The 13083-nt window shown below is 38.2% G+C and carries 9 protein-coding genes; 2 read left to right on the top strand and 7 right to left on the bottom strand.

Going from position 1 to position 13083, the window contains the following annotated elements:
- Window positions 1-10 precede the first annotated feature (10 nt).
- The 4 genes from ACESM9_RS01040 to ACESM9_RS01025 all read right to left on the bottom strand — a co-directional run bounded on the left by ACESM9_RS01040 (window position 11) and on the right by ACESM9_RS01025 (window position 4846).
- Window positions 11-487, bottom strand: coding sequence for a (2Fe-2S)-binding protein (locus ACESM9_RS01040; RefSeq protein WP_372994395.1), 477 nt, complete (start codon window positions 485-487; stop codon window positions 11-13).
- On the bottom strand, window positions 487-1317 hold the full coding sequence (locus ACESM9_RS01035) for an FAD binding domain-containing protein (RefSeq protein ID WP_372994394.1): 831 nt from the start codon (window positions 1315-1317) through the stop codon (window positions 487-489). Before ACESM9_RS01035 ends, ACESM9_RS01040 begins: the two co-directional genes overlap by 1 nt.
- The gene (locus ACESM9_RS01030) at window positions 1318-3633 is read right to left on the bottom strand and encodes a xanthine dehydrogenase family protein molybdopterin-binding subunit (RefSeq protein WP_372994392.1); all 2316 of its coding nucleotides are present in this window, start codon (window positions 3631-3633) and stop codon (window positions 1318-1320) included. It lies immediately after the preceding gene.
- Window positions 3634-3886: 253 nt separating this feature from the next.
- Window positions 3887-4846 (bottom strand): GTP pyrophosphokinase family protein, encoded by a 960-nt coding sequence (locus ACESM9_RS01025; RefSeq protein WP_372994390.1) that lies wholly within the window; start codon window positions 4844-4846, stop codon window positions 3887-3889.
- A gap of 208 nt (window positions 4847-5054) precedes the next feature.
- On the opposite strand from ACESM9_RS01025, the gene ACESM9_RS01020 reads away from it, so the two are divergent.
- Both ACESM9_RS01020 and ACESM9_RS01015 read left to right on the top strand, forming a co-directional pair.
- The gene (locus tag ACESM9_RS01020; protein ID WP_372994388.1) at window positions 5055-6269 is read left to right on the top strand and encodes a M15 family metallopeptidase; all 1215 of its coding nucleotides are present in this window, start codon (window positions 5055-5057) and stop codon (window positions 6267-6269) included.
- A 25-nt stretch (window positions 6270-6294) separates the two neighbouring features.
- The gene (locus ACESM9_RS01015; protein WP_372994386.1) at window positions 6295-7614 is read left to right on the top strand and encodes a D-serine ammonia-lyase; all 1320 of its coding nucleotides are present in this window, start codon (window positions 6295-6297) and stop codon (window positions 7612-7614) included.
- Between the two features lie 30 nt (window positions 7615-7644).
- On the opposite strand, the gene ACESM9_RS01010 is transcribed toward ACESM9_RS01015, so the two are convergent.
- The 3 genes from ACESM9_RS01010 to ACESM9_RS01000 form a co-directional block, all read right to left on the bottom strand.
- The gene (locus ACESM9_RS01010; protein ID WP_372994384.1) at window positions 7645-9360 is read right to left on the bottom strand and encodes a methyl-accepting chemotaxis protein; all 1716 of its coding nucleotides are present in this window, start codon (window positions 9358-9360) and stop codon (window positions 7645-7647) included.
- A 110-nt stretch (window positions 9361-9470) separates the two neighbouring features.
- Entirely contained in the window at window positions 9471-11312 is a 1842-nt protein-coding gene (locus tag ACESM9_RS01005; RefSeq protein ID WP_372994382.1) for a methyl-accepting chemotaxis protein, read from the bottom strand.
- 294 nt (window positions 11313-11606) lie between these two features.
- Window positions 11607-13083, bottom strand: a 1477-nt coding sequence (locus ACESM9_RS01000; protein ID WP_372994380.1) for a putative manganese-dependent inorganic diphosphatase, incomplete at its 5' end; no start/stop codon positions are given.

Here is a 13083-nt window from a genome sequence, read left to right as displayed (position 1 = left end):
CTTGTTGTTATTATACCACATTAATATGGTTTTGAGCCCTCTTTACCGCTTTTTCTATTTCTTCATATCCGGTGCATCTGCAGAGATTTGAAGACAGCCATTCCCTTATTATTTTATCATCTGCATCCGGATGGGTATTGAGCATAGCATGACAATTCATTATGAAACCAGGGGTACAGTATCCGCATTGAAAAGCCGATTCTTCTATAAAAGCCTTCTGTATGGGAGTGTCTCGCAGTCCTTCGATTGTGGTGATGCTGTGTCCTTCAACTTCCACAGCTAGTATGAGACAGGACTTTACTGGCTTGCCGTCCAATAGTATGGTGCATGCACCGCAATCTCCATTTTCACAACCTGGCTTTGCTCCTGTAAAGCCCAGCTTTTCTCTTAGTACATACAACAGAGTATCTTTGGGACTTACTATAACCTTCTTCTTTTCGCCGTTAACATCCAAAATCATCTGGATAAAATCCTTATAACACTTCATCATGCTTCACCCCACTTTCTCATAAGCTTCTCAATGTTCTTTTCGAATACAGTCTTTCTATATTCTGAAGAAGCTATATGGTCATCCTTCACTGCTGCGGGTAAAAGTTTATATATCCCCTTAATGTCCCAATCAGAGCCTTCAACATCATTTAAATACTGTTCCAAAGCTTTGGCTCTGAATGGATAAGGGCATAAACCGCTGATTGCCAGCTTTATGCCTCTCTCATCTTTCATTGATGCAATATGAAGAAGAGGATAGTCCACATCTGTTGTTCTTACTTTTCTTATGCTGATACCATCCAATGAAGATCCGCTTTTTCTGACCTTGAATCCTGTAACAAATTCTCCTGACGAGAGCATCAACCTCTTGTCAAAGGCAGCTTCCATAGAAAGAGTTTTTACTCCTTCTGCTCCTGCTATACAAACCTCAGCATCCACAAGGAGGAAAGGCAGCACAGCTTCTCTATAGCCCAGCCTTCCGCATATGTTGCCTCCCAGGGTTATCCTGTTTCTCACCGTATGATCCGCTATGGTTTCAACCACTCGGCTCAGGAGAAGGAAGCTTTCCTGCTCCGTTACTTCGTTGAGGGTCATGTTGGCTCCAAAATAGATTTCCTCTTCATTAGGAACATAATCCCTCATCTCTTTGATGTTTTTAAGATCTATTAAGGCATTGAATTTCAGCACTCCTTTTCTCGCCACGGATACAACCTCTGTACCACCGCTGAAATAAAGAGGCTGTTTCTCCATTCTTTTCAGTTCCTTATATATTTCTGCGGCTTCCTCAATGGTATCAGGTCTGTAGTATTCAAAATCAAAGCTTAGCATCTATATCCCCTCCTTTGCTCTCCATATGCTTTCGGGTGTTAGTGGCAATTGATTCAATTGCTTTCCTATGGCTCTTGAAAGAGCATTTGCCAAGGCTCCTGGTATACCGATTACTCCTTGTTCTCCCAATCCTCTTGCTCCATAAGGGCCGTCTCCCTGGGGAGTTTCAATATAATCCACCAAGTATTGAGGTCTATCGGTAAAGCGAAGGGTTTTATAGCTTCTCAAATCGTTGTTCACCACTTGCTCTCTCTTATTGAACAGAAAACCTTCCTGCTTTGCATAGGATAATGCCATTGCCATGGCTCCCATGATCTGTCCTCTTGCCATGGCAGGGTTCACCAGCTTGCCTACATCCATTGTACATACGGCTTTAAGCACTTTATAGGAACAATCTTCAGGATCCAGTTCTATTTCAACAGCTTCGGCGCCCAGGGTCCATTCCAAGGCAGGGTTGCCCTCTCCCGTCTCTGGGTCTATACCTGTCAATCTCCTTGATATATATCTTCCTCTTCCTATAATCTGTCCTCCAACAGCATTGCCATTTGGATATACATATCCTAATGCCACATCTTTTATCCAAAGTCCTATATGCTTATCATCCTTTACAAATACCCTACCGCCTGATACATCCAGATCCTCTTCCGGGCATCTCAGAACCTGAGAAGCGGTATACTTGATTTGAGATATTGCATCTTCACAGGCAGATATTACAGCTCTTCCGGCCATCATCAGACCTCTGCTGGCTGCAGTAGCCCAATCATGAGGTGATATTGAAGTGTTTACATCCATTATTACATGTACCATATCAGCTTCCATGCCCATTCTTTCTGATGCTATCTGAGCCAGTGCAGTCTTTATACCCTGGCCTATCTCCACCACTCCGCAGTGGACATTGATACTGCCATCCTCATTAAATGTTATGATAGCTCCTGCATCCGTGTTTGTAGGCATGGCTGGCGCCTTCCACAAACAGCCGAAGCCTTTTGCTCTTATTTTTCCATCTTCCATTACTATTCTGGAACCTTTATCCCATTCCACCATTTCTGCAGTTCTTATAATGCATGCAGCAAAATCACCTGTATTGTCATCCATAATGCTTCTTGTTGGAGATGTATCTCCTCTCTTAATAGCATTTTTCAATCTCAATTCCATTGGGTCCATATTTAGCTTATCAGCAAGTATATCCATGGCTCTTTCTATTGCAAAAGCCAGTTCAATATGGCCAAAGCCCCTGTATGCAGTGGCAAAGGGATGGTTTGTGTATACGCACAATGAATCACACCATACATTTGGCACTCTGTAGGGCCCGGTGCAGGCTATGGCTGCTGCCCTGCTTATGTTTACCGCATAATCTGCATAGGCACCGCTGTCAAACATATATAAAAGCTCTGCGGCCATAAGCTCTCCTTCTTTCGTAGCTCCAAGCTTTACTCTTGCTTCCAGTCCTATATGGCCGGGAGATGTAACCAGGTCCTGCTCCCTGGTATTAACAAGCTTTACTTTCCTGCCGCCTACAGCTTTGGAAAGGAGATATACCAGCCCTTCCAGTTGCATGCCTGCTTTTCCTCCATATCCACCGCCTATTGGGTGAGTAATAACAGTAACTTTTCCCGGATCCAGTCCAAAATATATGCCCATGAGATTTTTTACTACAAAAGGTGCCTGAGTTGTAGAATGTATTACTATTCTTCCGTCTCCCAATATCTCTGCCATAGCTGTTCTTGTCTCCATAGCAACATGATCGCTGGGGGGAAAGGAGAAGCTTTCTTCAATTATGGCAAAGCTCTTTTCAAAACCCTCTTCTATATTTCCTTTTCTTATTTTTGTTCTGTTGGCCACATTAGTACCTGGTTCAGGCCTGATGGCGTCTATGTGGCTGTAGCTTTCCATATCTTCATGGATTAGAATAGCACCATCCTTTACCGCCTCTCCTGGAGAGCTAATCAGGTCCAGTGCTTCATATTCTACCTTTATAGCTTCCAGTGCAGCATAAGCCTCCTCCTGGCTGTCTGCCACAACAGCAGCTACTGCTTCTCCATAGTACCTTACCTTATCAATGGCCAAAGGTGGTTTGTCTCCTAAATATATTCCAAACCTGTAAGGAAGGTCTTCACCGGTCAATACTGCCCGTACCCCAGACATTTTCAATGCTTCAGATTTATCAATGCTTTTTATTTTAGCATGGGCATAACTGCTGATCTTCAAAGCACCATACAAAATGTCCGGGCTGTTGTAATCATTGAGGTATTTAAGTCGTCCCTCTACCTTATCCTTTGCTTCTTTTCGCATTATTGATTTACCGATGCTGTCCATTTAAATCCCTCCTTTTTCATATTTTATAGAAAGAGTAAGTTCCCTTATTGCCAAATCTTCGATGTAGATTAATCAATAATTCTTTATAGAGGAAATCATAAGCATCTTTTAAATGCCAATGATTGTCTCCTGTTTTAATATGTATTCTCCATTAGTATATATTTTCCTTTCGTGTACGAAACTTTTTCATAAAAAAATGTATTACCGCACATTAAGTTATATTCTTTCATACGGTAATACATTACTATTTATATCAGACTCTCATCTGTCCTGTCATATCCTTGCTTTTCTGATAATCATCCATCAGCGAGGGGTTATCCTCAAGAATTATCTCCACCAACTGCTGAACAATGTTCACATGGTCAGATTTTATGGGTATGCTTTCAATGTACTTATTTATATCCTCAGGTTTATCCATACCTGTGATTTTAAGAAAATTAAATAATATATCCGCCCTTCCCATTGTTATCTCATCATCCTGTTTTCCTAAAAGCTCCTGTATTCTGTTATAAAGGAAGGCTGCCAGTTCAAAATGGTTTGAGAAGGGCACCGACTGCCTGCTTACCCTTTCATTGAATGCTTTTTGCAACCTCTTTAGCGCGATTTCGCCTGATAATATAAGTCCGTTCAGTTCATCCAGTATTTCATACTCGTCGCTGGAAAGCTTGCCACTCAAAGGCTTATATACCAAGTCGTGCTCCACTTCCGCCCATGCATGCATAAGAACTGTGGCTATCTGTATCTCAATCAATGCATCCCAGTGATTCTTTCTTTCATCACCATAATGCTCCGGCTTTAATCTAACCCTATAATGGGTTGCATGATATCCGGAAAAAACCTTTTTATATATTCCCGAACCGCCATTTGGCTCCTGATCTTGTGGAAATTCCTTAACTTCTACAACTTCAAAGGTAGATTTAATAAACTTCTCAACCTCTTCCTTATCCCCCGGGAAATATATGGCTATTCTTACTCCTGCCAGATCCACAATATCCTCATAAATTTCTTCAATATCTTTATATTTATGCTTCTCATTTCTTTTTATCAGTTTATCTTTAAGTTTATCAGGTCTTTTTGCCCTATATGTTACGATAGCTCTAATACCAGCTGTTTCCAATTCATTTTCGCATATATGAGCACATAGCTTCGAAGCCCTCTCATAGTAATCAATATCCCTTATGTATTGATCTAGAAATCTGCTTAAAACCTCCATATATACACCTCACAAAAATATTGTGTCTTATATATTTGCTTCTAAATATATTATAGCATTATTACCATTAAGATGATATCAAGCTTTTCATTGACATGGTCATTAAAATTGTCTTAAACTAAAGTAAATAGTTCTACTGAAACTGAGCTCCAAAGGAGTCAAGATTCAGTATGAATGGATAACAATAGAGTTAAAGGCGGGTTTAAACATGAGGAACAAAAAATCTAAAAAGTTCATATTAACAGTAGCATTCATCGTACTAATCCTCTCTTTTTCCTTTGTAATTGCAGCTCAGAATAGGGATATAACATGGCTGTCCATATTTGAGAGCAATAGTTACAAAATCAGGCTTGGAGATGAAATCAAGAAGCTTGATAAAAAGGATAATGTGATTGCCTTAGGTGTAAATGACCTGAAGACCATGCTAATGGACCACTACGATTCGTCAGATGTATATATTGATTTTAATGATAATGAGCATAAACCTGATGAGAATGGCATGATTTCCCTTATGATAGATGAAGAAAGTAAAAATCCAGTTTATAACTTAGGACAGGTATTTTTTAGCAACAATGATGGTTTGGTAGTAAATAAAGTTCAGCTTTCAATAGATGACAGAAAATATTTATATGTCATGGACAACAGACCATATTCAAGTGTTTTGGAAGGTATTTCTGCAGATATCCATTCAAGACTGATAAACAGGGATCATACCATACCTGAAAATTTTAACGATGATAATATTGTAGCCCTAAAAGGTGTACAAGCCATATTAAGCAACAAGGGCATGAAACTTGATAAGGTTACACTTGAGAATTTAAAGCTTATGCTTGATAAAGCAGCAGAGGACGGAGTTAAAGGCTTCGTGCTAAGCAGCACATATAGATCCTATCAGGAGCAGAAAAACTTGTTTGAATTCAGACTTAACGAGAAAAAGAACAGCGGAGTCGCCGATCCCTACGAGGAGGTGTCAAAGCTTGTAGCCTATCCAGGTACCAGTGAGCATCAAACAGGCATGGCCTTGGATATATTAAGCATTAATTACCCCAAAGGCAGCACATTCCATAATTCAGAGGAATATGCATGGTTAAAGGAGAACTGCTGGGAATATGGTTTTATCCCAAGATATCCGGAGGATAAGGTGGAAAAGACCGGAATAAGCTTTGAACCATGGCATTATAGATATATAGGCAAGCCCTTATCACTCTATGCGAAGGAAACCGGATACTGTCTTGAAGAGATTGTAGAAAGCCTTCAAAACAATAAATTTACTAATTTTAAAGTTTCCGATGGAGAGGAGTACATTTTTCTTTTATTAAAAAAGGACCAGAATTTTATGGTAGAAAGCGGTCACAATGTAGATTTTTCATTATTTGAGCTTACCGCAGAAGATAACTTGGTATTGATAAGACCAGGTGCTTAAATATTATTTGAGGAGGCTTACAATTATGATTTTTGCTGAGCATCCCCTTATGGAAAAAATAAAAGAGACTAAAGAAGTACTGTGGATAAACCCTCATTATGAAACTACTAACATTTATAAGGTTGGAGATTTAACAATTGAAAATATGATTGAAGCAGAAGAAAGGCTTAAGCGTTTTGCTCCCTATATAGAGGCAGCATTTCCTGAAACCGGTGAGAACAAGGGTATAATAGAATCTCCTTTAAAGGAAATAGGGAAAATGAAGACTCTGGTGGAAAGAAACTCGAATTGCCCCATTAAAGGAAATTTGTTATTAAAATGCGACAGCCATCTGCCCATATCTGGATCTATAAAGGCTAGGGGAGGAATATATGAGGTCCTAAAACATGCTGAGGATTTAGCCTTATCAGAAGGAATGCTTTCCTATAATAGCGATTACAGCATATTGAAAGAGGAGAGATTCAAAGAATTTTTCTCCCGCTTCAAAATTGCTGTTGGTTCTACAGGCAATTTAGGATTAAGCATAGGAATAATAAGTGCTGCTCTTGGATTTAAGGTCTTTGTTCACATGTCGGCTGACGCAAGGCAGTGGAAAAAGGATTTATTGAGACGAAAAGGAGTAACTGTCATAGAGTATGAATCAGACTATAGCAAGGCTGTTGAAGAGGGAAGAAGACAATCTGACTTGGATCCTTCAAGCTACTTTGTGGATGATGAGAATTCCCAAAACTTATTCCTAGGATATTCAGTGGCTGCATTCAGATTGGAAAAGCAGTTAAAAGATATGGAAATAGAAGTTGATGAGAATCACCCCTTATTTGTATATCTCCCCTGCGGAGTGGGCGGAGGCCCAGGAGGAGTAGCCTTTGGCCTGAAAACCATCTTTGGACCTAATGTGCACTGCTTCTTTGCAGAGCCTACCCATTCTCCCTGTATGTTAGTGGGAATGATGACAGGGCTGCATAACAGAATATCCGTTCAGGATTTGGGTATAGACAATATAACTGAAGCAGATGGTCTTGCAGTGGGAAGACCATCTGGCTTCGTGGGGAAGATTATGGATAAGCTTTTAAGCGGCATATTTACCATAGAGGACAATAAGCTTTATAGATTTCTCTCCATGCTGGCAGATACGGAGAACATATTTATCGAGCCTTCTGCTGCAGCAGGCTTTACAGGTCCTTCATGGCTTATGTCTACTCTTGAAGGAAGAGAATATATAGAGTCCATGAATCTTGAAAGTAAAATGGATAATGCTTGCCATATTGTGTGGGCTACAGGAGGAAGCATGGTCCCTGATACAATAATGATGAGCTACTATCATAAAGGAAAAAGCATTAGATAAAAAGTGGAGTCCAATGACTCCACTTTTTATCTAAACCTTGAACTTTTCTACTGCTGCAATCAGCTTTTCTGAACTATCTTTTGCCTTATCTATTTCCATTCTTGCTTCATAAGATTTCTCAACAATAGAAGATGCTCTTGATGCAATATTTGATGTTCCTTGTGCACCTTCATTATTTGCATGAGTGATCTCGCTTATTGCTTTCACCATATTCTGCATAGAAGCCAGAAGTTCTTCAGAAGTAGCACTAAAGTCTGTTACAAGCTTATCAATATTATAAGCATCTTCACTATATTGTTCCCCTGCTTTTACAAGAGAATCATAATCCTTTACGACATTGTTATCTATAAAGTCCAATACTTGCTGTGCACTGACCGCAAGATTTTCAACCGATTCTACAACTATCTTATTGATTTTCTGAATCTCATTTGTTGTATTTTTAGATTCTTCAGCAAGATTTCTTATCTCATCCGCTACTACAGAAAATCCTCTACCCGCTTCTCCCGCTCTGGCAGCTTCTATAGCAGCATTTAGAGCAAGAAGATTTGTTTGTTCCGTTATGGCAAGTATGGAATCTGCAAGTGAATTAATCTTATCTATTGCTTTTGATTTTTCAATTGCTTTTCGCAGATTATCATTTACTTCCAGTATCATCTGGTTTGCCATTTGTTGAGAATCGATAGCTACCTTTTTCAATTGACCAGCTCTTTCGTTTATTTCTGAAGCAACAACTGTTCCTTCCTGAGCCTTTACAGCTATAGAATCTATTGCTCCTTCTATCTCTGCAGAAGTAGCATTCATTTCTTCAGTTGAAGCAGCAGTTTCTTCCATCCCCGCTGAAAGTTCTTCTGTGGTAGCAGATATCTCCTCTATGTAAGTGTTTAGTTCTGCCATACGGTTCTGAGCTTCATCTACCCTGTTTCCCACATTTTTTGATTCATTAAGAACCATATTGATGATTTCTCTGAGATTTTGCATAAACTTATTTATAGAATTAGCCAGCGTACCTATTTCATCCTTTGAGTTTATCTTTATCTCCTGAGTCAGGTCTCCTCCACTCTCTGCCAAATTGGATAACTCATTACTTAAAAGCTTGACAGGTTTGATAATACCTCTTGCTATGATAATTGACAAAAGCAAACCTATAATCAAGGCAATAATGATAATAACTACAAAAAGCTTTACAACTAATTTTTGTACATCATCATTGCTTATCTTTGCAGTTTCTGCTTCTGTTCTGTTGTATTCAACCAGGTCTACCAAATTGTACTGGAGACCACTTATTATACCATTGCCTTCTGTAAGGTACATCATTGCCTCTTTTTGATTGCCTGACAGAGCCAAACCTGTTATCTTATCTATCAAATTATTATAATCATCAAGATTTTTCTTTAATGTAGGGAATAATTCAGCCTCAAATTCTCCCAACTCCAGCGAGTTATATTTTTCCCAAGCTTCGTTCACTGACTTCATTTTTTTCTCTATATCTGCAATGTATACATTCTGTGCAATTTCATTTCCGACATTCATAATTATATATAGCATATCTCCTTCGGTAGCATATATACCGCTTCTCATTTCATCAGCCCATAAAGCAGGTAGGAATCTTGTCTCATATAAATCAGACATAGCCTTATTTGATTCTCCATTTAAATATAGACCTCCGATACCCACTATTGCTATGAATGTTAGTAGGACAATTGATAGTAAAGTAATCTTAAATGATATCTTGAGATTTTTCAGCATCCAAAACATCCTTTCAGTTATGATTTATACTATGCATCTATATTCCTCATATATTGATTTAGCCTGATTTTTTCCACCATAATTGTCTATTCACCGCATCATTCCTTGCACTATTCTATTTTGAATCTTGAAACATTTATCTCAAGCTCTTCAGCCAGTTTCGACAGTTCTTGAGCCATATTGGCTATCTCTTCCATAGCAGCAGTCTGTTCTTCTGAAGCTGCACTTATTTCTTCACCTGCAGCAGCAGTTTCCTCGGCAATGGAGGCTATGTTTTCTATGGATTCGTTCATAGATCTACTGCCTTCGGCAACCTGCTGCACCGAAGCACTCAGCTCTTGTATTTGACTTGTAATGTTGTTTATATGGTTAAAAATATTTTCAAAGGAGTTACCAGCTTTGTTTACAGCTTCTACCCCATCGGAGACCTCATTGGTAGCAACACTCATTATATTGATAACCTTATTTGTTTCATTTTGAATATTACCTATGAGATCCGCAATCTGTACTGCAGAAGATGATGATTGTTCTGCCAGTTTTCTCACCTCATCAGCCACTACAGCAAAACCTCTTCCCTGCTCTCCTGCCCTAGCTGCTTCAATAGCTGCATTTAGAGCCAAAAGATTAGTTTGATCGGATATTCCCTTAATAACCTCCACGATTTCACCTATCTTGATAGATTCATTGCCTAGTGCCTTTACACTTTCAGAAGATTCTTCAGTAACCTTTTTAATGTTCTCTATTTTCTCTACGGCTCTCTTGGCTTCATTTAACCCATTGTTTGCTTCTTTTGTAATATTGGTACTTGCCATTGCCGCAGAATTAGCATTTTCAGCAACATGTTGTATGCTTTCGGTAATTTGGTTGACCATCACACTGGCTTGGGAAGCATCTTCCGCTTGCTTTCCTGCTCCTTCGGCTAGTTGATTTATAGTTGAAGCAACTTCCTCTGCAGCTGATGTGGTTTCTTCAGAAGTAGTTGATAATTGCTGACTTGAAGAAGCAACTTTTTGAGAAGCCTCCAATACGCTCTTTATGACAGACTTAAGACTCTCTATCATCGTATTGAATGCATTAGCCAAATCACCGATTTCATCTTTGTTCTTTACTGCTACTGCTTCTATTGATAAATCTCCATCGGCTATTTTTCTTGCAGCATCTGCCATTTTACCTATAGGCTTAGCAATTAGGCTAGACATTACCGATGTAGCAAAAATGCCTATTAAAACACTCAATGCTGCGATTATAATTGTAACAATTTTAGTGCTGTCATAAAGGAAATATGCCTCTTCATGGGCTTTTTCAGCCAATTGAATCTTCATATTAACAAGGGAATCGATCTCTTTTTCTATTCGCTCAACAATCAAGCGATTTGCCTTGGCTTGTGACAGTCCTTCATCTATATTATTTATTCTAGCTGCATCAATAATCTTATTTTCATTAGGCTTTAACTGAGACCACAGTTCCATTATTTCAGCAGTTCTTAGCTTGCCCTCTTCATGATCCATCACTGTTTTATTAAAATTGTCCAGGCTCACTTCAAATTGATCCATCATTAACTGGATATTCTCTATATACTGACTTTGTTGATTTTGCTCTGCAGTCAAAAGCATCTCATTCCGATTTTCACTTATAGAAATCAGGCATACCTGCGCATCCTTAATATATTCGATTCCCTTAAGCTCCATATTATATAGTTCTTCTATTGTGGTATGTAATGTTGAAAGATTATATAAGGAAAAAACGCCTGAAACTATAATTAAAATGTTTAGGAGACTAAAGCCAATCATCAACTTTTTTCTGACCGTTATTTTTGTCGCCGACTTCTTTTTCATTGTTTTTTCTTTTACAGGTTTTTCTTTTCTTACTTTTTTCTTAAGTTTCTTTTCTTTTTTAAGCTTCTCTTTTATCGATTTTTCCAACGACGTCTTTTTTCTTAACGAGAATTTCATCAAAAGTCCTCCTTTGTTGCATATTTAGAATATTTAAAAATTGGAGCATAGTGGATTTTATTCGACACTTTTCGCTTATCCCCTTTTTTTTATACAAAATATTCCTCATTCCTGGGTTAAGAATATGTATTATAAGAAAGGCTTCCATCGGAAGCATTTCAATAACAAGGAAGCCTTTCTTGAAATGCATTTAACGGAAAGTATAAATATAAGAAATTTATACTTTCCTATGCATTATAAAAAAAGCCTTACTCTCTGATAAGAGTAAAAGGCTTTATCATATGCCACCTTATTCTATTTAATCATCCTCATGGCTTCAGCAATCCTAGGTATTACCTGTTTTTTCCTTGATACAAGATCCTTTACAAATACTCCTTGACATGGTTCCACATTAAAGGATAAAGGTATAATACTTGAATTTGCGCTGCGATACAGAAGATATGACCCTTCCTTAACTATATCTGTAATCAATAGAAGGGTAAGGTAATATCCTTTATCTATATATACCTTATCAATAAAATCTATAAATTCATCCTTCCGACTGAATACACTATCAATATCCAGAGTAAATACTTGTCCAATGCCAACTCTGCCCTGTTCCATATGAAAGTCCTTGAAATCCCTATAAAATATTTCTTCTATGCTATAGCCTTCCAATGAAGTTCCTGCTCTGAACATATCCATTGAATAGGACTCCAGATTCAATCCGACAACTTCATTTAATTCTTGCACTGCCTCCCTGTCCCTTGCTGTTGTGGTAGGTGACTTGAGAAGCAATGTGTCCGATATGATTCCGGCTAGCATCAATCCAGCTATATCATAGGGAATATCTACTCCGCTTTCCCTATACATATTATAGACAATGGTACAGGTGCTTCCAACGGGCATATTTCTGAAGTTTATAGGCATGGATGTAGATATATCCCCAATCTTATGGTGATCTATTATCTCCAGTATTTCTGCTTCTTGCAATCCTTCAGCGCTTTGGTCATATTCATTATGGTCTACCAATATAACCTTCTTTTTATTGGGATTCATTATATGTTTTCTCCCTATGAATCCTAAAAAAAGCTGATTCTCATCAACCACAGGAAAGTATCTGTAATTGGTATTGATCATTTCTTCTTGTATGTCCTCCAGATATTCTTTTTCATAGAATCGTATTATGTTTTTTGTTTTCATTATGGATTCTACCGTATTACACTGGCATATAAGCTTAGATACAGTGTATGTATCCATAGGTACCTTGACAATGCTTATTGATTTAGTTTTAGCTTCATCTATATATTTTTTGGGTATCTCCTTATTAGCAGTAACCAAAATAAGCTGCACACCGGATCCAATAGCTTCTTCAATAACTGCATAACGATCCCCCACGATCACTATGTCCCCTTTTCTCAAAATACCCTTTATGGAATCCTCATATAAAGCCAGAACTCTGATTCTTCCATTAACTTTTTCACTTCCCTTGCATAGGATTAAGCCATCTAAATCCTTCACTATATTATCCAGATATGTGTTAAGGGTATAGTAGTCACCTTTTATGAGGCCCATTGCAATATCCTTCATGGTAATAATTCCTGATAAACCATTATTCTCATCCACTATGGGAAGGGTTTTTATATTGTTTTCATCCATAATCCTATAAGCTTGACGAATAGAAGTATAAGGCGGTATGGGTTCTATTCTCTCATAATCTAAATCCATTACTTGTATTTTTACATTATTGATAAGCTCAGGTTCCGGCATATTAAAATATTTCAGTACGAAC

The sequence above is a fragment of the Lutispora sp. genome (assembly GCF_041687175.1).
Taxonomy (GTDB): domain Bacteria; phylum Bacillota; class Clostridia; order Lutisporales; family Lutisporaceae; genus Lutispora.
Note: the sequence above shows the minus strand (reverse complement) of the source record. Positions and strands in the feature narration are given on the sequence as shown.